The organism is Psychrobacter sp. CX18 (assembly GCF_057396215.1).
Map to the genome: position 1 here is coordinate 188044 of NZ_JBXYJH010000005.1, position 22525 is coordinate 210568.

Consider the following 22525-nt stretch of genomic DNA (forward strand, 5'->3'; position numbering starts at 1 on the left):
AAGACAAAAAAAGCTGTCGTCACCTAAAACGTGACGACAGCTTTTATAATCTTTAATGGATCCTAATAACGGCTATGGAGGGTATTAACCCCCCCTACTAAATTAGGTCATACGAATCGCGCCATCTAAACGGATCGTATCAGCGTTAAGATACGCATTTTCAATAATATGTGCTGCCAGATTAGCAAACTCAGCAGGCTCACCCAGACGCTTTGGATAAGGCACACTGGCTTCAAGTTCTTTACGAGCAGGCTCTGGAATTTGTGACATCATTGGAGTCGCAAAGACACCCGGCGCAATTGTCATCACACGGATGCCATGACGGGTCAGCTCACGAGCTAAGGGTAACATAAGACCAACAACCCCTGCTTTTGAAGAGCCATAGCTGCCCTGACCCACTTGGCCATCAAAAGCTGCAATAGAAGCTGTATTAATAATAATACCCTGATCTTTATTATTTGGACCCCCTTCTTCTTTAACGCGTTTAGCAATACTAGACGCCACAAGACGCGCCACATTGAAGCTACCGACTAAGTTCACTTGAATGCCCTTATTGAACTTATCAAGATCGGCAGGGTTGTTATCACGATCAAGTAGCTTCTGTACAATGGCGATACCGGCACAGTTAACACTACCTGATAAGCTACCAAACTCTTTTTCAGCGGTGTTTACAGCTTCTTGTACTTGCTCACCGCTGGTCACATCACAACGCACAAATCGTACAGTGTCACCAAGCTCTTTTGCTAAGGCTTGACCCGTTTCTTCATTTAAGTCTGCAATGATGACATTTGCGCCACGCTTCACCAATTCCCTCGTCGTCGCTTCACCCAGTCCTGATGCACCACCGGTAACGATAAATGTGTTTGATTCTATTTTCATATAAAAATCCTCTTGTTGATTTGGTTTATCATTTATGCTGCCAATCATTGACCGCTTTGTTTTTTATTATAAACATTATTCGCTTGATTGACGCAATAAAAAACGTTGTATTTTACCACTAGGTGTTTTCGGAAGGAGCTTTACAAACTCAACATAACGTGGATACGCATGCGCAGATAACCGCCGTTGGACTAAAGACTTAATCTGCTGTACAAGCTCTTCACTACCGTTAACACCCTCTTTCAGTACCACAAACGACTTAATAACCTGACCTCTCATCTCATCAGGCACTGCCACCGCCGCTGACTCCGCAACAGCTTCATGTTCCATCACACAGTTTTCAACCTCAGTCGGTCCAATACGGTAGCCTGCACTAATAATAATATCATCATCTCGTCCAGCAAACCAAAACGTACCATCTTCATGGCGCTCTACCATGTCTCCCGTGAGATAATAATCTTCAACAAACGCTTGTTTTTCATCCCAACTATAACCCTTAAAGTAGAAGGCAGGCGACTGACTAACCACAATAGCCAACTGTCCTTGCACCCCATCTGCCACAGGTTGAAAGTCATCATCGAGCACTATTAGCTGATGACCCGGTAATGGCAACCCCATGGATCCTGTTGGGGTGACGTGTTCTAGAGCATGGTGCATACAACAAGTCATGCCAGTCTCAGTTTGTCCATATTGGTCATAGACTGGACAACCGAGATTATCATTTATCCAGCTCACTACCTCTGTATTTAACGTCTCGCCAGCAGAATTGGCAACTCGCAGCGACAATCGGTCAGCTACGCCGTCAAACAGACCGCTGGATTTCATCATACGATACGCTGTAGGAGAGGAGGCAAGATTGGTTATCTTGTGACGGGTTAAGAAATCGAGCGTATTTTGGGCATCAAACCCTGATTCATTAAAATAAGTGGTGATCCCCATTAATAAAGGACCGGTAATCCCGTAATACAAACCATAAGCCCAACCGGGATCGGCCATATTCCAGAAGTGATCACTGTCTCGTAAATCTATGGCATAGCGCATGTATAAATAAAATGCCGATAAGGCGTTAAGCGGCACACTCACCCCTTTTGACTTGCCCACTGTGCCTGAGGTAAACATCTGCAAAAATGGATCGTCCGCTGACAAAGTCACTGGTTTTACAGATTTTGCATCTATAGTCTCACCTTGCTTAAACGCCTCGCTAAAGTTTGCATCCTCATAGTCATGACCAGTCCCACTTTGCTGTTTGGTGACCAATACCATCTTCGGTAAGTTATCTATGTCATTGAATTTATGACGATTGTCTATATTGGTAAAGACCACTTTGGTATGCGCTTTATCCAGTCTATAAGCAATTGACTCGACACCAAAAGCGGTAAATAAGGGTTGGTAAATGGCGCCAATTCGCCAAGCCGCTAATACGATAATCAATAGCTCAGGGGTGCGTGGCAGCATGGTAGCGACTCTATCGCCTTTGGTAACGCCATACTCTTTTAGCATATTAGCGACTTGATCACTTTGTTGATCCAAGTCATTAAAGGTCAGCTTGGTCACCACACGATGCGTATCTTCATGTACTAAGGCTATTTTATCGCCTAGTCCTTGTCGCACATGACGCCCGCAACACGCCATATAAGCATTGAGACGATCTTGTGGATTATCCTGAAAGATATCTTTCAATAGAGCCTCTTGATCAAAGTTTTGATAAAAATCTGCATAGCTTTGATTGACGGCGTCTGTATTAAGTGACTCTTTAGAAGGGGTAGAATGCTTAGTCGTGGCGGTGTTTGTGTTTGGCATGATCGCTATTCCTTTAGCTTGCACAAAAATGAGTATGAATGTCGTATGTTAATTTAAATGAGACGTTTATTCCGTTTTACGTCTGTTATTCGGCTTTAGGTTTTTAGCTTTACTGTTTAGCCTGTATTTTTTAACCCTTCTATTAATACCCGATTTTACTCACTTATTCAATACAAGTTGTATCACTTATTATGGCTATCCTATAAAACAACCTATTCGACTGAATAATCTATTTTGTCAGTCCCCCTAAAACTAAAAAAGCAGTAATAGAAAAACTATCACTGCTTTTGCTTAGGCTATTTAAATCTAATCGTAGCATCAACCCTTTAAATAATAGAGTTAACTTACTACGTTTAACTGATAGCTACTTGCCATAAGTACATAGATAAGCCGTTTCAACCTCTACTTTAACTTGAAACTTTTGATTTGCCTCAACTGTAAAGCTTTGACCGGCATCATAGGTTTTGAAGTCATCGGCATCGGGTAACTTAACCGTTAATGCCCCACTCACCACAGTCATGGTTTCAAACTCACTGGTACCGAATTCATACTCACCGATTTCCATTACGCCTACTGTGGCAGGTTTTGACGCTGTTTGAAAGGCGATTGAGGTTACTTTGTTATCGAAATATTGATTAACGCTTGGCATGGTTACTATCCCTTAGGTTGGTTTGAAAAAGTTTTGAAAGATTAGGATTTATTTAATTTTATTAAATTTAAAGATAAATTCACATTATCTCAGTAGACATTCTATTATACTGACGACTAAGCGTACTCAAAAGATATAATGTATCTTAAATTTGATAGCTTTTAAAACATCTGCTCTATTGTGTTATTTATGAATAAGATATTTATGAATAAGATATTTATGAATAAGATATTTATGAATGAGATATTTATGAATGAGATATTTATAAACGAGATATTTATAAACGAGATATTTATGAATGTGATATTTATGAATGTGATATTTATAAACGAGATATTTATGAATCTGATAATTAGAGTATTGCCCCATTTATATAGCACCTTTTTAGCCTAATGAAGCCTTTGGAGAGCTCTGTGTCTGAGTCTAAACCTATTTATACTGTGTTATTTGTCTGTAAAGAAAACTCTGCTCGTAGTTTAATGGCTGAAACCATTCTAAACCATCTCGGTGAAGGGCGTTTTGAGGCCTATAGCGCAGGCACTCATCCTGCTGAAACTGCCAATCCTATCGCATTAGAGATACTTGAAGAAGCTGGATTTTCAACTGAAACGCTTAAACCTAAGCATTACAGCGTATTCTTGGATGACGATGCCCCCTATTTGGATTTTGTGATCACGTTGACCACGGACATTAAAGAAGAAGCTGAATTAAATATTTGGCAGGAATTACCTAAGGGCAGCGTGACAGCTCACTGGCATTTTGATGATCCAAGTGAGCAACATCTCGATGATCGTACTGAACATGAAGAATTGAAACGAGTCGAATTAGAACTGACTCAGCGTCTGACGCTATTTATCATGTTGTCTGATGAGAAGTTGCGGGATTTGATAGATAATCCGCCAGCGAGACCACAAGCTTAAATACGATTTCACCATATAAAACCGATGCTCACTTTAGCTGAACATCGGTATTTCTTAAGTGTAACAAAGATCTATAGTCAAAGAAGTCTAAAATAGTTTCAAGGCAACCGAGCGCAAGTAGCAAGTAATACGAGAGTAGGCTTAACAAGGTTAACCCTCTAACCGTTTCATCGTTCGCTGACTATATCGTGATGTTCTCATCATAATAGCTAACGCTTAGACCGTGGGTTTTGCTTGGCTACACCGCACGCTACAACACTCATAACAAATTGTACCTACCAAAATATAGGTCTGACTATATCAGCTTATATTGCCTAATTTATCCATAAATCTGAGCGTTTGCCGAGGGACGAGGTGCGCGACACTGCGTAAAGAAACAAGGCGCATGAAGAGGCATATTTGGTAGGGCGTCAAGATTCCAGATGTTGCGGCCCTGCTTTTGCTCTTTATGCTTTGCTCATTATGCCATACAGTTTACCCCTTCATGCTGTTTATCCCTTGATGTACAATACTTGTTTTAGGGTATGTACTACTCCAACAAAGTCTATTTGGTTGTCTATAACCTCGTCAATGTCTTTGTATGCGCCGGGAATTTAGACAATTAAGCTCATGTCTTTGCGGCACTCTACCCCTCCACAACTTAAAAATGTTTTACACTCTTCAAATATTCAAAATCTAAATACCCATTGCCCATTTTATTAACTTAGCAATAGTGAGGATGGTAAGCAATCCAGCCAAATATAACCCAACAAACCATGCCCACTGAGATTGTTTCTTAGTGAGCCTTGTTTTGGTTTTATGCGGTTGAGAAGGCTGATTTCTATTGGTCTGACTCATAGGGTTAACCCCCTTATATGGCATTTAACACTGATTAAAGCCTAAAACGATTCAAAGCTAAGCCCTAATACTGGACACTTAATACATATGCTCGTGCGAGCTTTTACCTTTAAATACATAATAACCATACGCGGTATAACTTAAGATAATAGGCAACATAATGGCCGCACCAATGAGCATAAATGACAATGACGTATCTGCTGCTGCGGCTTCATGCATAGTCATCGCATAAGGCACGATGTAAGGAAAAACAGCGGAACAAATACCAATATAACCCATTAAAAATAATAATATGGTTAGCAAAAACGGTCGATATTCACGCTCACCATGCAAGTCTTTACGCATAAAGAAAAACAAAGCAATGGCAATAAGCGGAATAGGCGCTAGATACAACAAGGTTGGGAAGTTAAACCAGTGCGAGGTCGCTTCAACATCCAAAAAGTACATAAAGACAGTAACGACAGCCATGGCAGCCATTAGGGCAATCAGCAACCAATACGCTACTTTTCGCGCCCAATCCTGTAGTTTATCTTCAGACTTAATAATCATCCAAGTAGCGCCTAGAAGTGCATAGCCGATAATGACGGCGATACCGCAAACAAAGGCAAATGGGGTTAACCAATCAAATTGACCACCCGCAAACAATCTATCTTTTACTTCTAATCCTTGAACTAAAGCCGCCAGCATCACCCCTTGCATAAAAGCAGCCACTACTGAACCGAAATGGAAGCAGATATCCCAGATATAACGGCGCTGCTCCGCTTTAAAGCGAAACTCAAACGCTACCCCGCGCAATATCAGACCAAATAGCATGAAGGTCACTGGCAAATATAGTCCGGTCATAATGATGCCATACGCGGCTGGAAACGCGGCAAATAAACCACCGCCGCCCAGCACTAACCATGTCTCATTGCCATCCCAAAACGGTGCGATTGAGTTCATTATACGGCTGCGGTTTTTATCAGAGCCGGCAAAGGGAAAGAGGATACCACAGCCTAGATCGAAGCCATCTAACAATACATACACAAAGACAGCCAGAGCAATAAGGCCACCCCAAATGAGTGGCAAATCAAGTACGTCACCAAAATTCATCATTAGCGTAATCCTTTTTCAGAATCATCAGAAGGGGTAGATAAATCCTCGGACTCTTTAACATTGGCCTCTGGATTGCTATCACCACTCAACGAGCGACCTTGACCTTCAGTAACAGAGTGCTCAAAGAAGTTGTCATCATCCACCTCTTCAAAAGGCTGTGGCCCTTTAGCAATTAGGCGTAGGATATATATGGTAGCCGACCCAAAAATAAAGGTATAGACGACAATAAACCCAACCAAGGTGGTGGCAATTTGCGAACTTATCAAAGGCGATGCGCTATCAGCAGTACGTAGCACCCCATACACGGTGTAAGGTTGGCGCCCTGTTTCGGTCACAAACCAACCCGCCAGCAAGGCAATAAAGCCAAGTGGGGTCATCGCCATCCACGCATAATGAAACAGTTTATTATCAGTATCAAAGTGGCGTTTTTTATAGTAGTTATACGCACTCAAGATGCCAACAATAATCATGAGTAAACCGATGCCAACCATGATGCGAAATGCCCAGAATACAACAATCACCACGGGCTGATCCTCACGAGCCCAGTTTTTGAGCCCTTTCACCTCGCCATCTAGCGAATGGGTTAATATAAGCCCAGACACATAAGGAATGGATATCTCATAATCATTGCTTTGAGTTTCTTGATTAGGAATCGCAAACAGACGCAGCGCTGCCCCCCGCTCATCCTCCCAAATACCCTCCATCGCTGCTACTTTAGCAGGCTGATGCTCTAGCGTGTTTAAGCCATGTTCATCACCGATAAACGCTTGTATTGGTGCTACCACTGCTGCCATGATCATCGCCATACCCAGCATGACTTTGCCGTGTGACCGATGCTTGGCATGTTTTTTGGATTGCAGATAATAAGCGCCAATACCGCCAACCACAAAGGCAGTGGTTAAAAATGCGGCGGTCATCATATGCGCATAACGGAAGGGAAACGAAGGGTTAAAGATAATCTGCATCCAATTTTCAGGATATAGCAAGCCATCAGCACCGATCGAATAGCCTTGCGGGGTTTGCATAAAGCTGTTCGCTGACAGAATCCAAAAGCCAGATATCCAAGTCCCTATCGCGACAATAGTCGTGGATGCAACGTGCATTTTTTTACTAACCCGGCCCCAACCAAATAGCATGATGCCTAAAAACGAGGCTTCTAGGAAAAAGGCGGTTAGTACTTCATAAGCCAATAAAGGCCCTAACACGTTGCCCGTTTTGTCCGAAAATACTGCCCAGTTGGTACCAAACTGGTAAGACATGACAATGCCCGATACTACCCCCATACCAAATACGACGGCAAATATCTTTGACCAATGCTTATAGACTTCCGCATAAACGGGATTGCCTGTTTTTAACCAACGAAATTCAAGCACCGCAAGCCAACTGGCAAGCCCGATACTAAACGCGGGAAATACAATGTGGAAGGACACCACAAACGCAAACTGGATGCGTGCAAGAAGGATGGGGTCTAACTCTGTTAAAAAAGAGAACATGGTTATCACCGTTGTGCAAAATAAGTTGCAAATAAAAGTGAAATAAAATGTGCAATAGGATGGATGTCAACCTACTATTGATTATTTACCCTAATTCAGTTGCTCATTCGGTCGATCATTTAGTCAAGCCGATAGGAGTATGCTGACCGATAAATGAACTATAAATAAAGTTGGAGGGATAGAGGGTTTAATAATAATAGGATATGACACTGAGTCATTATTTAAAGAAATAGGATATAACAATAGGTGGATTTTAGATATTGGATATCGGTTGTAGACTCGTTACTAAATTGCAAACTCAAACGTTTAAAACTTTATTAGACATATGCCTGTAAAAATGGTAAACAAACTGGTGCTGGTGAGTCTACAGTTCATCGTATTGACCGACTTAAAATTCATCACCTAACTATCCTATGGACTGCTACCCTTTGGACTTCTAACTTGAAACGCTTAATATAAAAAAGCAACGGTCACTTTAATAACGTTCACTTTAATCATGGTTAGGTTAAATACGAGGTAAACCCATTTAACAGCATCTGCACTGAAATTGAGATCAGTATCATTCCCATCAAGCGTTCAATAGCTTTTAGACCGCGGTGACCTAATAGTTGGTATAACTTCGTCGATGATAGCAAAATGATAGAGGACACTAACCAAGCCAGTATCAAAGACATTAACGCTTTGAGTATGCTTTCTGGATTTTTTTCAGTTAATAATATTAGCGTTGCTAAAATAGAGGGGCCTGCAATCAGAGGTATGGCCAAAGGTACAATAAACGGCTCTCCCTCTTCATCGTCCTCATCGCTCATCACCCCGCCCCGATTGGGAAAAATCATTCGGATAGCGATAATCATCATGACCAAACCGCCACCAATAGCGACAGCTTCTGTCGTTAGGTCAAGCGTATGCAGAATACTTCCCCCTGCAAATAAGAACAAGACCATTAAACCAAGGGCAATAAGCAATTCTCTAATAATAATATAGCGACGACGCTCTTCAGACACTTTGTCCAACACGGACAAGAATATTGGAATATTCCCTAACGGGTCCATAATTAAAAACAAAGTGAGTGCAGTTGCGAATATTTCCATCAGTGATTGCCTTTTTAACTGAACAGCCGCTTTTTCTTAATGAAACGACTGTTAAAGAGTATCGGTTGATTAAATATGAATCATCTATTGTTATCAATAAAAATGGGCTTATTTTAACAACGTCAAACGTATAACGATACCCAATTACCCTATTTTTTAATTATGCGAAAGACTTATGGTTATCTATATTCTCTTTATTCAGCTTGCAGCTTAGCAAGTAATGTATCAATCTCTACCTTAAATTCTTTATCTTCAATCTTATTTGCACTGGTCTTTGCAAATTTTAAGCTTTCGATTGCCGCCTCTTTTTGACCTAACTTATGTTGCAGTTCAGCCATCGAAAAGGCAATGGAAGCCATATGATCTTTAGAATTTATCGCTTTGGCTTTCTCCATTGCCTTATCATAAATAACGAGTGCTTCTTCTAAATCTTCAGTAAAGTCTGCTAGCGTTTCCCACTGTTCGGGATGGTCTTTACCGTTACTTTCATTATCATAGCAGACCGATTTTAGCTCATTATACAGGGCATCAAACTCTGCTTGATTGCCTTTACTGTCTGCCTCTAATAGCTTTTCTGCTAGAACGTAAATGGACTTGTACAGTTTGGTATTTATCATGGGTGTGTCCTAAATCGTCAAGTTGGAAGTAAGTGTTAGAGTTGAGACTTGTTTGTAGGATTAAGGGAGAAGATAACTTTATTGAGAATTATAATAACTAACCCACTCTGAGCTTAATAGATGGCAATATTAATAACTGAATTATAAACAGCAATTTTAGTGTAGTTACTGAAATATACTGAAAAGGGTGACAAGTCCCCCTTTTGCAAAGGGGGATTTAGGGGGATTTTTACCGGAAATCCATCCCCAACCCTTCCTTTGAAAAAGGAAGGGAGCTAAACCTTGCCAAATCTACAGCTTATACTTAAAGTTGAGAAGGGAGCTAAACCTTGCAAAGTCTATAGATTATACTTTAAGTTGAGATTGGCGTAACAACTATCATTAATAATCAATCTTGCCCCGCAGTGCTTTTGTCCTTCCGCGCTGTACCTTACTATCCACCCGTTTACGTTTGGCATTGCGACTCGGTTTGGTGGGTCGTCTGGTGGGGTTTACATGCGTTGCTGACACGATAAACTGCTTTAGGCGCTCCATGGCGTCGATCTTATTCCGCTCTTGAGTACGGTGTTGTTGCGCCTTAATAATTAACACGCCCTCTTTGGTAATACGATTGTCTTTGCTGTCTAATAAGCGCTGTTTTAGCTCATCGCTTAAGCTTGAGGCATTAATATCAAAGCGTAGATGAATGGCAGAAGAGACTTTATTGACATTTTGCCCGCCAGCACCTTGCGCGCGTATAGCGGTCAGTTCCACATCGGTGTCATTGAGTGTAATGCTATTATTGGTACTTTCGATAGATATCATGGTTTTTAGTATTCATTTTAGTTATTTGAATTCTTTATAAACACTATGCCCAAAAATTAAGAAAGGTATATAAAACAACCTAAAAATATTTTCGCCTATATGTAATCAAGATTTGAGCAAATGCTAAGCGCTTAGCTTCTTATCAAGCATCAAACGAATAAACTGCTTAAATTTAGCAGGATTAGAGAGTAAATGTTCACTCATCCCTTGAAAGGTATCCTGCGCTTCAAACATTGCATCCATTGCTGCCGTTGGATAAGTACCTAGCATAATCTGATCGGTGGTATTATTTTCAAACTGCTTCACCACTATTTCGTTCTCATTGATCTTATCCCAAATAGTCTGTTGGAAATTTACCATATCATCATCAGTAAACCCTTCTCCTGCAAAAATATCATTGAGCTGGCGAATAATCTCTGACAGATAGTCTTCTTTAGAGTCTTTAGGTGCCGCTGTGCCAAGTCCGCTAGCAGGATCTAACTGATACTCCTCAGCATGCTCTTGTAGTTTTAAGTCTTGCTGTTTTAATTTAGACACACGGTAATGGGTCATCTCAATATTACTCAGGTCTATCTCATCCTCTACGTTAAAATCCTCTCGTAGCAGCGGCAACAAGTGACGGGCATATAAGCTTAACTTCTCTAAATCACGATCATCATAGTCAACAATCTGCGACATAAACTCATAGAAGCGAGCAAAGCTGCCTAAGTCTTTTTTAAATAGCACCAACTCGTCTTTAGCCTTCCTAGATTCTTTAAGCTCATTCTCAGCGTTGCCAACGAGTACGGCATCATTAGATTTCTTAGCACGCTCAAACAGTTCCTTAGTACGCTGTACGTTCTCACTGGCACGCTGATACTGATGGCGCCAGCGCTCAACGGCTGGCTTACAGATGTTACTGATAGCTGCCTGACTCTTATTCTTGCTATAAAAAGCGTCTGCTAGATTATTCACTTCACTCCATCGAATAATATCACTGGCACGCAGCCTTTCAGCCAAATCAAACACTTTATCAGGGTCGGTCACATCGGCCAGTTCTGCTGTCTCATAATACGGCTGGAAAGCAGCTAAGATATCTTCAGGGTCATTAAAGAAGTCGAGCACAAAGGTACCGGTTTCTTTTTTACCCGGATAAATTCGATTGAGTCGAGAAAGGGTCTGCACGCAGTCCACACCTGCCAGCTTCTTATCAACATACATCGCGCATAGCTTAGGTTGGTCAAAGCCTGTCTGAAACTTATTGGCCACTAGCATCACTTGATAGTCGTCAGAGTCAAAGGCTTTACGCATATCACGACCTTTAAGGTCTGGATTCATATTAGATTCAGTGAAGCTCTCTCCTAACAAACCACTGCTATCAGGATCAGACTCATTAAATTCTACCTCACCTGAGAAAGCCACCATAGCGTTGATGTTTTTGTAGCCTTGCTCTACCACATACTTATCGAACGCAAGCTTATAGCGCACCGCTTCTTTACGAGAGCCAGTAACCACCATAGCTTTGGCTTGACCACCCAGCAGTCCTTTAATATTTTTATTAAAGTGCTCAATAATTATTTTCACTTTTTGCGAGATATTATAATCATGCAAGCGCACCCAATTATTAAGCTTAATTTTGGCACGCTTCGCATCGACCTCTGTGTCTTTCTCAAGTTTTTGATTGAGCTGATAGGCCACTTTATAACTTGTATAGTTTTTGAGCACATCTAAAATAAAGCCTTCCTCTATCGCTTGGCGCATGGAGTACACATGGTACGCTTCAGGCTTGTTATCGATTGAGGCAGGCAAATCTGGATTGGGCAAGCGTCCAAACAGCTCTAAGGTCTTAGACTTAGGTGTGGCGGTAAACGCATAATAATTTAAATTATCACTACTCAATTTAGCTTCAATCTTGGCATCAATCAGCGCATCTGTGAAATCTTTGCTGGTGCTATCGGTATCACTATTAGTATCTTTAGCTGTATCATCGAAACCAGCAAGTACAGCTTTAAGCTTACCCGCAGTCGTACCCGACTGAGATGAGTGCGCCTCATCAGCGATAATGGCATAGCGCCGTTCTTTTAGTACGCTAGAGTCTTCAATGGCTTTAAGCACATAAGGGAAAGTTTGAATGGTCACGATGATAATGGGCTGAGAGTTCATTAAAGCTTCAGCCAGCTTCTCAGATTTAGACCCCTCACCTTCTTTACGGTTAATACGCCCTACCACCCCATCGGCATGTTCAAACTGATAAATGGTATCTTGTAGCTGATCATCTAGTACCGTTCTATCAGTCACCACAATCACCGAGTCAAACAGCTTAGATCCTGCATCGTTATATAGCGTAGATAGTTGGTGCGCCGTCCACGCAATCGAGTTTGATTTGCCTGAGCCGGCACTGTGCTGAATCAGGTAGCGGTTTTGAACCTTTTTATTTAAGTTCGGATTGTCTTTCTTCGCTTGTCTGACTTTATCTTGCAGCTGATACTGAGCCACGGCATCATTAACCAACTTAGTCACCACATCCCACTGATGATAACGAGGGAAAATCATGGTTTCTTTTTTGGTTTTGTGACCTAACGCATCCTCAACCTCTTCTATCTGTAGGTGCATAAAGCGACCTAAAATATTAAGTAAATTATCAGGCGTTAATACCTCGTTCCACAAATAATCGGTAGCATAGCGGCCTGGATCATCAGGTATGTCGTTACCTGCACCGCCATCACGAGTCCCTTTGTTAAAGGGTAAGAAAAAAGTATCATCACCTGCAAGCTTAGTGGTCATAAACACATCATATTGACTGACCGCAAAATGAACCAAAGCACCACGCTTAAAGCTAAGTAGTGGCTCAGGCTTACGGCTTACAGGATCAATAGGCAGTCTGTCACGCTTGTATTGTAGTTTAGCGTTTTCAACGGCTTGTTTAAATTCAGATTTAAGTTCCATGGTCACCACGGGCAATCCATTAACAAACAACACCAAATCGATGCGATGCCGTTTGGCAGACTTTCTAGTATTACCTGTCGCCTCATCAGCGTCTTTAGGGCTTAAATGAGCGCTATAGACTACCTCAGGCACGACACGACAGATATTCCCCTTATATCGAGCCAATACTTCGGGGTTTAGTCCATGCTCCGGCTTAAATTGACAGAGACTAAAACGAGTATTTCGAATCTTCAATCCATGACGCAGCACACCCAAAGTACCGTAAGTACGTGACGCTCGATCGGTTGTTTGTTCATTGACTTTGCCTAACTGTTTGACCAATTGCTTAATAAACTGACTTTCTGGATCTTGCGGAAACAGACGGCAAAACTTATCCCATTCATCCGCTTGCGTCTGCTGTACATAATCAAGCGCTTCCCGCTCATACAAGGCAGTCTCACGTTGATAATTGGCGTTTGTCCCTTGCACCCAGCCATTAGCCACCATCTCATTAATGATGTCGTTTTGAAAGGTTGATTCCCGCGTGATATCCGTCATGGTTCGTCCGTTTGGTTGTTTTGTTTATCGCAAATGCGTTAAATCGTATTTTCAAGTGACAGCATATTCATAATTAGCTTAATAAGCGTCTCTTTTTGGCCGGGGTCAGACTCTGCAACAAGTAATGTCAGTGCAGCAAGTCCTGTATCATTAATCACCATATCGCCCTGACTATTAAGCAGGCGATGATTGCGGTGTAAAAAGTCCACAAACATAAACGCACCACTTCGCTTGTTGCCATCGGTAAACGGATGATTCTTAACCATAAAATACAATAGATGTGCTGCCTTGCTCTCAATAGAGGGGTATGCAGGCTCGCCAAATACCGTTTGTTCAAGCGTACCTAGCACACTTGCCAGCCCATCACCCCGAGGGTTTGCAAATAGCTCGGTCGCCTCACCCTTATCTATAAGCTGTGCTTTTAACTCATTTAACATTTCCATTGACTCATTAGGGCTTGGCAACACACCGCCCACCTCAACATCTGGCTCATCAAGCAAACCCTCATCATAACGCTGCAACCACAAAAAGGTTTGGGTATAACGGCTGATAATCTCCACCAGCCCTCGCCCCTCATCCGTCTTTAACACTGGGCTTTGTGCTGTCTTCTTAATCAATGCCAACGCTTGCTGCAACTCATCTGCATTTTTCTCAAAGCGCTGTTTGTCTATGATATAACCTTGAATTAAATAATTACGCAACCGCTGCGTTGCCCAGCGTCTGAACTGCACGCCTTGTTGTGACTTTATTCGATAACCCACTGATATAACAACATCTAGGTCATAAAACACAACAGGTTTATCAGAATTTGCAATATGCATTTTTTGCATATTGCTTTTTTCAAAGATTTCTTCTTCTTTTAGAGCATTACGAATATGACGTGAAATAACAGACTGGTCTCGACCAAATAATTCAGTCATTTGAGCTTGGGATAACCATGCCGTATCTTTATCAAAGCGCACATTAACTTCAGTTTGCCCATCGTCCAGCTCATAAATTTCAATGCTTGCGCCATCCGTGTAATTGTTATTGATCATCCTTTACACCTTTTTTAGAAATTATAAATATTGTTCTGTCGACAGCTGTGATTTCATTGATAGTTATTGATACTTTTAAAAAGCCTTATCCGTAGCCAATCCCGCTTTTCGTTGCTATCTTGGCTAGCATGGGCGCAGGCACTACAGGCAATAGTCGTTCCTGTTACCTCGATAACGCCTCTTGCCAAGTGCCTGCAATCCCATGCGTTGCCAAGTATATCCACTGCAATCGGGGCTAAACCGCACCTTCAAGTAGAGGTTACTATAGTTGTAGGGTGCGCCATGCACACCAATGAAACCAATGTGGGTAATTGGTGCGCGGGGCGCACCCTACACCTACTCACTCAAACAACGTTCAAGTGTTTTTTTGCCAAAATCTTCTAAATATTGAAATTGCTCGTCGCTAAAATCACCATCGGGATTTATAGTTATATTAGGTAGTTCGTAAGCCTCATCTATCATGGACTTTAACTTTAACTCTAATGAATTATTTACGGCATATTCATTTGTAGTTAGCAGCCTTTCTCTTAAGTGTTCCTCTAACTCATCGGGCATATCACTGAAAGATTCAATCAGTTCTTGTTTACCCATACCATTAAAACGTCCCATTAAAATTTGAACGGCAATATTCGCTTGAGTATGGCACATTTTAAGCTTGTCTATATCTACCTGTTTAGGTGATTGGGTGTCTCTAGGTTGTGAAGACATGGAAGGTGTGGTTATAGAGCAAGCGCTTAACGCTAACATTGCAATGATGGATAAACGCTTCATAACGGTTCTCTCATATTTGATTTGTCTTTCATTGAGTCAATGCCCTTCTAATCCCGAACACCAATCTTACCCGTCACCATAGAATGCTTTTAAAGCATTAAAACTATAATTACTTAGTAAATTGACAGGGGTGTCAATAGTAGATATAATTATATTTAACAACTCCCCTAGTTTTACCAATCCATGTGGTTGGAGTCTAAGACTAGGGGCTTTTTAATGTCTAATTACTTTGCCATAATCTCCACAGCTTAGGGTCTCGCTCAACTCCCATTTGATTCAAAGTTACTGCACCATTTTCTACTTCTGGAAAATCACTTAATACTGCTAAAAAACGTTCGTTCCACCTCGAGTTAGGACAAATGACGTCTAACATCCTTTTCATCAAACAAAAATAAACAAATACTTTTTTGACCGATAAGTGTTGCCATTCTGCATCACTTAGTCCTTTCAGGCTTGCTTTAAATACTATTGCTTTATTCCATAATCGGCTATGATGTGCTGATACATTTCGAATAAAGTTAAAGGCATGCAAATGTGATTGTAAGTGACTGCCGCTTTTAAGATGATAAATTTTCGCAATTTTATCTTTGTCATTGTCTTTCATACCCTTAAACAACGTCGACATCGTACCAAAATCCCAGGTTTCACTACTCACCCATACAGGTAGTGCAGGATAATACTTTGAATGATGACTAACATAGGTGTTTTTCTTCTTTTTTTCACGTTCTATAACATCTAAATGTCGTTTAAGCCATTCATCATGTTTAAAGTCAGCATCAAAATAGTGACTATCAAGATAAGCCGTTGGACTATATTTTCCCAACTCATAAGCAATATTAACTCGTATTGCTATTTCAATTCTCTCCAAGGCATCTAAGGCAAGCTGTCTTAATTTTTTATCAAACATATACAACTCTTTAATATCTTCAAAACGACTGCCTTCAATGAAGCTATCTAGCTTGCGATTAGAGTTGTTTGAATCTATCTGCCTGAAAGAATAAAAATATCCACTCAGGCGGTAGTAACCAATGGTTTTTAAATAGCCAAGTGCATTTTGTTCATCATCAATAATCAGCCCACGTTTTTTAAGTAGCTCTAATTGTTGGTTAAAGCTTGTCCATTCTTTTATGGGCTTTTTATTATTCATGTAGACTTTATTCCATTTATTATATTTGATAAGGATTAGATTCAGGCTTCACCCAATCTCGAACATCAATCTTACCCGTTACAGCTGCGGAAATAAGGGCGGTACGGCGTTCTTGCATAAGTTGGATTTGTTGGTTAGCTTTAGATATTAATGTATCAAATCTTTTGTTATGTTTACTTAAATAGCTTGCGATTTTTTCTGCTTCTTTTAAGGGCGGTAAGGCAAACTGAAAGTTATTAATGAAATCAGTTGGTACTCTCTGTAATCCGCCTGCACCAGTCATTGCACCAATACCCATTTGCATAAAAATATTTTCTTGCAACCGATAGAACATAAAATAATTGAGCCCAATATTTTTGGTTCTTAAAACAAATATCTCAGATGAACCAAATCCAATTCCATTAACAAGATTCTTAGCAACAGCAATGTTTTGATTTTCAAAACATGGAGTTACTTTAGCTAATAAAAGGTCATTTTCCTTAAAATAGGTATAACCTTGATGAACATCTTTAACAACTCTAGTTTCATCTAAGGTTAGTGAGTCACGCTTTAACTTTTCCATTGGCACAAAACTACACTTCTCGTCTAAACGGGAAAGTGCTTCTGATTTAGATGGTGTTAATTCGGCAATATATTTTATCTTAGTTACCTCCCAATGCGCAGGAAGCTCACCCAACCATTCAACACCCGACTCTTTCATCGGTACATCAGGGTTTAACCCTTTGGTCACTGCATGGCTAATTACCGCTTGACGTTTTTCGGTTAATAACTCGATAAGGCATTGCTTTTTTTTGATAAGAGTATCTATTTTAGCGGTTTCGTAGTCTAGGAAGTTTACAACCTTTTTTTGCTCTTCTAAACTAGGTGTGCTTACTCGCAATGACGCCACTTTTTCCTGATTAATATTAGGCTGACCACCACCAGAAGAAAGCCTTACAATATCTTCTTTAAATGACTGTAACCAATAGAATAAGAATTTATTTAATAAAGTGTTTGAATTAGATAACACACAACAAGCTTGATTTGTTGTTGCTTCAACTCCTAATATACCTAACCTACCAATAGTTGCACCGTACATGGCTATGGCAATCGAGCCAGCAGGATGTTTTTTTAGTGCTGAGTATTTTTGTAATGTTCTATCTGAAACTTTTTTACTAGTGTCTAAAATAACTGTTTCTCTTAGCTCACCAGTCGTAATCCATGGTATATCACCGTCAAAAGCATTTTCATCATTAGTAGACGGTGTTGTTCCTGAGCCTATTGAATCGTATGCATGTGCTAACCTCCACATTCCCCAACCACTAGGTATCTTCCCCAACCACTCAACACCAGAGTCTTTATACTCAGGATACGCTTTATACCGCCCCACTTGTTCGACTTTATTACCATCAATCCTGTATTCAAATGCCACTTCATTAACCTGCTTACCCGCCATTACGAATGTACCTCGCTAAGCAGTTGCATAATCTCCGCACTCACCTTATCCAAATCGGCATCAATCTCGCTAAGTGGTCGTGGTGGCTTATACACATAAAAATGTCGGTTAAACGGTATCTCATAGCCAACAATACCAATCTCATCGTCAATCGCATCACGCTTGCCTGCGTCAATCCACGCATCCGCCACATGCGGTTGTACCTCACGTTTAAAATAGCTTTCAATCAGCGAATTGGTACTCACACTTGGGTCTAGTGGTATGTTTTCATAATCACGTAGGTCGCTATCCGTCTCATATTCGACGACTTTTAATTTACCCTTACCTTTTAAACCACTATCCGTAATCTCAAACGCTCCATATAATGGATTGGCTTCTTTAACCGTCTTTTTAATTACCCGCTTAGCATCAGGATTCTTCCATGTGACGGCGTCAATGATCTGCTTTTTAGTCTTACTATCTACGGCAAAGCCACTGTCTTTTATCGCTTGCTTAAATGCTTTATCAAACTCATTAAAGTCATCATATTTCTTAGCCCCCATCTCTTGTTGTAGAGATTTAGCCGTTTTCATAACCTCTAACTGATCTTGCCATAGCTTACTCGCCAGCACTGTTTTTACTTGAGCTTCTTTGAGTTCACTAAAGTCAGACTTTATCATCGCTCGAGCTTCGACCTGAATATCGCTATCTTTACTCCCGAAGTCGCCATAAGTCTCCTCTGTCCACTGTGAGCCAAAGGACTCATACAAGGCTTGCATCACCAACTCATACGGCTTATTAGCAAATCGCAACGTTTCAATATTGGCATCACTCATTTGTGCTGATAGTCGTAGCGGACGTTCGATGGTCACTCGGCGATAGCCAAACTCATGAGTGGCAAATATCTTACTGGCAAACGTTTTGGCACTCTCAGTTTTAGGAGTGGCCGATTGTCTGCCACGATTTGACTTCACATCGGCAGGCTTATCAAGCTCACGGGCATCGACCACCTCAAAGGCACCAAATGTGCGTGTGATAACCTTGATATCCTCGTCACTCATCTCGTTGCGCTTAGACCCAAGTGACTTGCGCATTTTGCTATATAAATTGCTACCGTCGATAAGTTGCACTTTGCCTTTTCGCTCTGGCGCTTTTTGATTGGTCAATATCCATACATAAGTCGCAATACCCGTGTTATAAAACATATCTGTTGGTAGCGCGACAATCGCCTCCAATAAGTCAGACTCAAGAATGTAACGACGAATTTCACTCTCACCACTACCCGCCCCACCGGTAAATAAAGGTGAACCATTTAAAATAATACCAATACGGCTGCCTGACTCTTTTGAAGAAGTAATGGGTCGATCCAATGATAGATTGGACGACAACGAATTATCGTCTTTTGATGTGACAGAGTTAGAAGTGGCTGACGTAAAAGTGATAGGACGCATTTTACTAATCAGGTGTAATAGAAATAATAGCGAACCATCTGACACCCGAGGTAAGCCCGCCCCAAAGCGACCATTAAAGCCTTTTTGCTCATGTTCACTTTTAACCTCTTGAGATATCTTTTTCCAGTCCACGCCAAATGGCGGATTTGACAACATATAGTCAAACTGTTGCCCTGCTAGCTGGTCATCCGACAAGGTATTTCCAAGCTTGATGCGGCTAACCTCTTGCCCTTTAATCAGCATATCTGCTTTACAAATAGCATAAGACTCAGGGTTAAGCTCCTGCCCAAAGGCACGCATGACCGCATTTGGGTTTAGCTCTAGCACATACTCCATCCCTGAGGATAAAAATCCGCCCGTTCCTGCTGTCGGGTCATAAATAGTACGGATAATGCCCTCCTTGCTTAGGACATCATCATCTTCCATAAATACAAGCGAGGTGGTTAGGCGTACGATATCGCGCGGGGTGAAATGCTCCCCTGCTGTTTCATTCGAGCTTTCTGCAAAGCGGCGGATGAGTTCTTCAAACACTAATCCCATCTCATGGTTAGAGACTGTCTCAGGACTTAAATCAATATTTTGAAACTTCTGAACCACTTTATAGAGCAAGTTCGCATCATTTAACTGACCAACAAACTCTTCAAATTTAAAGTGGGCAAATATTTCACGCGCATCTTTTGAGAATGACTGTACGTAATGACTTAAATTTGCCTCAATATCACTTTGTCCCATTTTCGCAAGCGTTAACGGTGAGGTGTTATAAAAGGCAAGGCCATCCGCCTTACGCAGTAAATAAACCGCTTCCGCTTCTTCAGTCTTTGGTTTTTTGTCATTAGGTAAGTCAGCCAGACGTTGCACCTCATTAAGGACATCATCCTTTGAATGTTCTAATACGCATTCTAATCGGCGTAGCAGGGTAAACGGCAAGATAATGCGACCATATTGCGATTGCTTAAAATCCCCGCGTAACAAGTCAGCGACTGACCAAATAAAGGCCGCTAGATTGGTAGAGGTACCAGTAGAGGTTGTAGTGGGCTGAGTATCTGAAGAGGTTAGAGTCATAGAAGTCTTATCGTTATATTATTCGTTTAAATAGGATTAAGTTTAATGGGTTTAAGTTCAATTGCTATACGTTCAATAGGGTTAAATAAAATGAAGAATAACCATTAAGTCTGTGATTAATGGCCATATTTAATAAATGCTTTGGTTAGAGTTTCAGTTTAGAGTTGTCCTACAATTTTGTCCATAGGTGGCATTTATCGCTTAGCTCAAGTGTATCAGATACCCAGACGGATAATAAATAAACAAACAAATTAATGAGGGGTTAAATGATGACTCACTACTGAACCCCTCAAAACCTATAAAACCAAGCCAACTGACGTTACCCAATCGCTCATGAAAAACATCTACTCATTGGATTGAGTTATACTTAAAGCATAGGTAATAAAAGTGATAATTTATTGATGTGTTTAAATATTTTGAATCGTCCATTAGATATAGTATCTTTTGATACAGTCTCTATTAATACAGTCTCTATTAATACAGTCACTATTGATAACCCCTTATGATAAGGACATTTACACTAACGTTCATTGTTACTTTCTCTATCCTGATATTAACTTGAGGAACCTTCTATGACTGACGCCATCTCAAAGGTTATGCTACCATTGTTAGCTGTATTCACCTTCTCTAGCATCGCCCTACCCGCTTATGCCGAATATGAGTGCCATCCTCCAAAAACAAATTATCCGAAAGTTAGCTGCACCAATGATGCTAACTATTTCGTTGCTCATGATAAAGACTATAACCTGCAAGGATTATTAAACGAGCAAGGAACGTTAATAGTGAATCTTAAAGGTTATGACTCTATAGATTTTTGGAACATAAGTGACGGTGTATTCGCAGTTAGTAAGAATGATAAAGTCGGTTATATGAATACTCAAGGTAAATTGGTGGTGCCTGTTATATATGATTATTTAATTGATCCTAATGACAAATATAATGAAACATGGGCTAATCCTGTCTCAGGCGGAAGAATACTCGTCGAAAAAAATGGCAAAGTAGGCATTATTGATACAAGCAATCGAGTTGTCATGCCTTTTACCTCCAAATATTTAAGAGTCGGTTCATTTAGTGAAGGTTTGGCTCCTGTCATGTCGATATCTGGCAAATGGGGCTTTATTAACCAAGACGGCCAAGAGGTCATTCCTACTAAATATGAAGGTATAGATGGTCACTTAGGGGGCCCCTACGGGTTTTCACAGGGTTTAGCCGGGATGTACAATGGTAGGAAATGGGGGTATATCACCAAGACTGGTAAAGTTGCGATACCTTTTATCTATGATGAAATTCGTCCCTTCAGTGAAAATCTCGCAGGGGTACTCAAGGATGGCAACTGGGGATTTATCGATGGTGCTAACCGGACGGTTATTCCTTTCAAATACTCTGATGAAAATGTCAAACGCTATAGTGTGAACTCTATGGGCGCAAATTACTTTGTCTTTATAGATGGCGTTGCAGAAGTCGCCACTATCAATAACAATAAACAGTGTATTAATAGATCAGGCAAGACTGTGGCTTGTCGTTATTAAAGTATCTTGGACTGACTGTATTAAGATAACGCTATTGTCTTTAGAATGCAGAGTCTATTAAAGTATTAAAAGCACAGCTATATTAAAAAGTTGTGCTTTTTTATTAACCTGTTTTTAATCCTGACGTTTAGCGTCACTATATAACTTTATGGCTATCTTTATCTACTAATGCTTGAGTTAAGGTTTCAGTTAGAGCTTAAGGTTTTTATATTAAAAGTCACCCATAGTCAGTCCACTTTTTCGCATCTTATGGTATGGTAGCGATTAACTATAGTTTGCTTATATAGCTAAACCTGAATTAAAAGAGACATCAAAAAATCCGTGGGTTACTACTTCGCTTCACCACACGTCACAACGATTGCTCATTAAAATACAGTTTTGACTATATATTGCATAAATGACAAATAGTTTGTTAAATAAGGTCTGAACATTCGTAATAGACCTTAACATTTGATTTTAGGAATGCC

General features: G+C 40.6%; 17 protein-coding genes and 1 pseudogene. 2 read left to right on the forward strand and 16 right to left on the reverse strand.

What is annotated here, in order from left to right:
• Nucleotides 1-102: 102 nt before the first annotated feature.
• The 3 genes from AC2SLT_RS05990 to ppnP all read right to left on the reverse strand — a co-directional run bounded on the left by AC2SLT_RS05990 (nt 103) and on the right by ppnP (nt 3328).
• On the reverse strand, nt 103-879 hold the full coding sequence (locus AC2SLT_RS05990; protein WP_486546726.1) for an SDR family NAD(P)-dependent oxidoreductase: 777 nt from the start codon (nt 877-879) through the stop codon (nt 103-105).
• A gap of 75 nt (nt 880-954) precedes the next feature.
• The gene (locus AC2SLT_RS05995) at nt 955-2679 is read right to left on the reverse strand and encodes an AMP-binding protein (RefSeq protein WP_486546727.1); all 1725 of its coding nucleotides are present in this window, start codon (nt 2677-2679) and stop codon (nt 955-957) included.
• Between the two features lie 364 nt (nt 2680-3043).
• Complete coding sequence (gene ppnP / locus AC2SLT_RS06000) at nt 3044-3328, reverse strand: pyrimidine/purine nucleoside phosphorylase (RefSeq protein ID WP_486546728.1); 285 nt, start codon at nt 3326-3328, stop codon at nt 3044-3046.
• A 413-nt stretch (nt 3329-3741) separates the two neighbouring features.
• Here ppnP and AC2SLT_RS06005 point away from each other — a divergent pair, with 413 nt between their 5' ends.
• On the forward strand, nt 3742-4248 hold the full coding sequence (locus AC2SLT_RS06005; RefSeq protein ID WP_486546729.1) for an arsenate reductase ArsC: 507 nt from the start codon (nt 3742-3744) through the stop codon (nt 4246-4248).
• Nucleotides 4249-4739: 491 nt separating this feature from the next.
• Here AC2SLT_RS06005 and AC2SLT_RS06010 read toward each other — a convergent pair.
• From AC2SLT_RS06010 to AC2SLT_RS06070, 13 genes and pseudogenes are all read right to left on the reverse strand, one after another.
• A pseudogene (locus AC2SLT_RS06010) lies at nt 4740-4880 on the reverse strand (RtcB family protein); the annotation flags it as partial.
• 43 nt (nt 4881-4923) lie between these two features.
• Nucleotides 4924-5085 (reverse strand): hypothetical protein, encoded by a 162-nt coding sequence (locus tag AC2SLT_RS06015; RefSeq protein WP_486546730.1) that lies wholly within the window; start codon nt 5083-5085, stop codon nt 4924-4926.
• 78 nt (nt 5086-5163) lie between these two features.
• Complete coding sequence (cydB, locus tag AC2SLT_RS06020) at nt 5164-6180, reverse strand: cytochrome d ubiquinol oxidase subunit II (RefSeq protein WP_486546731.1); 1017 nt, start codon at nt 6178-6180, stop codon at nt 5164-5166.
• The gene (locus tag AC2SLT_RS06025; protein ID WP_486546732.1) at nt 6180-7673 is read right to left on the reverse strand and encodes a cytochrome ubiquinol oxidase subunit I; all 1494 of its coding nucleotides are present in this window, start codon (nt 7671-7673) and stop codon (nt 6180-6182) included. Before AC2SLT_RS06025 ends, cydB begins: the two co-directional genes overlap by 1 nt.
• Nucleotides 7674-8173: 500 nt before the next feature.
• Entirely contained in the window at nt 8174-8764 is a 591-nt protein-coding gene (locus AC2SLT_RS06030) for a YhgN family NAAT transporter (RefSeq protein ID WP_486546733.1), read from the reverse strand.
• 194 nt (nt 8765-8958) lie between these two features.
• Complete coding sequence (locus AC2SLT_RS06035; RefSeq protein ID WP_486546734.1) at nt 8959-9381, reverse strand: tetratricopeptide repeat protein; 423 nt, start codon at nt 9379-9381, stop codon at nt 8959-8961.
• Between the two features lie 381 nt (nt 9382-9762).
• Nucleotides 9763-10185, reverse strand: coding sequence for an alternative ribosome rescue aminoacyl-tRNA hydrolase ArfB (gene arfB / locus AC2SLT_RS06040; protein ID WP_486546735.1), 423 nt, complete (start codon nt 10183-10185; stop codon nt 9763-9765).
• A gap of 123 nt (nt 10186-10308) precedes the next feature.
• Nucleotides 10309-13647: a type I restriction endonuclease subunit R gene (locus tag AC2SLT_RS06045; RefSeq protein ID WP_486546736.1), complete on the reverse strand. Its 3339-nt coding sequence runs from the start codon at nt 13645-13647 to the stop codon at nt 10309-10311.
• A gap of 38 nt (nt 13648-13685) precedes the next feature.
• Nucleotides 13686-14684: a virulence RhuM family protein/type II toxin-antitoxin system death-on-curing family toxin gene (locus tag AC2SLT_RS06050; protein WP_486546737.1), complete on the reverse strand. Its 999-nt coding sequence runs from the start codon at nt 14682-14684 to the stop codon at nt 13686-13688.
• 336 nt (nt 14685-15020) lie between these two features.
• Nucleotides 15021-15455, reverse strand: coding sequence for a hypothetical protein (locus AC2SLT_RS06055; protein WP_486546738.1), 435 nt, complete (start codon nt 15453-15455; stop codon nt 15021-15023).
• A gap of 220 nt (nt 15456-15675) precedes the next feature.
• Nucleotides 15676-16602, reverse strand: a complete 927-nt coding sequence (locus AC2SLT_RS06060; RefSeq protein ID WP_486546739.1) for an Abi family protein — start codon at nt 16600-16602, stop codon at nt 15676-15678.
• A 19-nt stretch (nt 16603-16621) separates the two neighbouring features.
• Nucleotides 16622-18037 carry a restriction endonuclease subunit S gene (locus tag AC2SLT_RS06065; RefSeq protein WP_486546740.1) on the reverse strand — a complete coding sequence of 472 codons (1416 nt, stop codon included), beginning with the start codon at nt 18035-18037 and terminating at the stop codon, nt 16622-16624.
• Nucleotides 18037-20529 (reverse strand): type I restriction-modification system subunit M, encoded by a 2493-nt coding sequence (locus AC2SLT_RS06070; protein WP_486546741.1) that lies wholly within the window; start codon nt 20527-20529, stop codon nt 18037-18039. Before AC2SLT_RS06070 ends, AC2SLT_RS06065 begins: the two co-directional genes overlap by 1 nt.
• A 572-nt stretch (nt 20530-21101) precedes the next feature.
• On the opposite strand from AC2SLT_RS06070, the gene AC2SLT_RS06075 reads away from it, so the two are divergent.
• On the forward strand, nt 21102-22058 hold the full coding sequence (locus AC2SLT_RS06075; RefSeq protein WP_486546742.1) for a WG repeat-containing protein: 957 nt from the start codon (nt 21102-21104) through the stop codon (nt 22056-22058).
• Nucleotides 22059-22525: the final 467 nt, after the last annotated feature.

Bases quoted from the DNA above. Each gene is read 5' to 3' on its own strand.
- AC2SLT_RS06025 (WP_486546732.1), bottom strand. From the start codon at position 7,673: ATGTTCTCTTTTTTAACAGAGTTAGACCCCATCCTTCTTGCACGCATC.
- AC2SLT_RS06055 (WP_486546738.1), bottom strand. From the start codon at position 15,455: ATGAAGCGTTTATCCATCATTGCAATGTTAGCGTTAAGCGCTTGCTCT.
- ppnP (WP_486546728.1), bottom strand. From the start codon at position 3,328: ATGCCAAGCGTTAATCAATATTTCGATAACAAAGTAACCTCAATCGCC.
- AC2SLT_RS06050 (WP_486546737.1), bottom strand. From the start codon at position 14,684: ATGATCAATAACAATTACACGGATGGCGCAAGCATTGAAATTTATGAG.
- AC2SLT_RS06065 (WP_486546740.1), bottom strand. From the start codon at position 18,037: ATGGCGGGTAAGCAGGTTAATGAAGTGGCATTTGAATACAGGATTGAT.
- AC2SLT_RS05995 (WP_486546727.1), bottom strand. From the start codon at position 2,679: ATGCCAAACACAAACACCGCCACGACTAAGCATTCTACCCCTTCTAAA.
- AC2SLT_RS05990 (WP_486546726.1), bottom strand. From the start codon at position 879: ATGAAAATAGAATCAAACACATTTATCGTTACCGGTGGTGCATCAGGA.
- arfB (WP_486546735.1), bottom strand. From the start codon at position 10,185: ATGATATCTATCGAAAGTACCAATAATAGCATTACACTCAATGACACC.
- AC2SLT_RS06015 (WP_486546730.1), bottom strand. From the start codon at position 5,085: ATGAGTCAGACCAATAGAAATCAGCCTTCTCAACCGCATAAAACCAAA.
- AC2SLT_RS06035 (WP_486546734.1), bottom strand. From the start codon at position 9,381: ATGATAAATACCAAACTGTACAAGTCCATTTACGTTCTAGCAGAAAAG.
- cydB (WP_486546731.1), bottom strand. From the start codon at position 6,180: ATGATGAATTTTGGTGACGTACTTGATTTGCCACTCATTTGGGGTGGC.
- AC2SLT_RS06045 (WP_486546736.1), bottom strand. From the start codon at position 13,647: ATGACGGATATCACGCGGGAATCAACCTTTCAAAACGACATCATTAAT.
- AC2SLT_RS06070 (WP_486546741.1), bottom strand. From the start codon at position 20,529: ATGACTCTAACCTCTTCAGATACTCAGCCCACTACAACCTCTACTGGT.
- AC2SLT_RS06075 (WP_486546742.1), top strand. From the start codon at position 21,102: ATGACTGACGCCATCTCAAAGGTTATGCTACCATTGTTAGCTGTATTC.
- AC2SLT_RS06060 (WP_486546739.1), bottom strand. From the start codon at position 16,602: ATGAATAATAAAAAGCCCATAAAAGAATGGACAAGCTTTAACCAACAA.
- AC2SLT_RS06030 (WP_486546733.1), bottom strand. From the start codon at position 8,764: ATGGAAATATTCGCAACTGCACTCACTTTGTTTTTAATTATGGACCCG.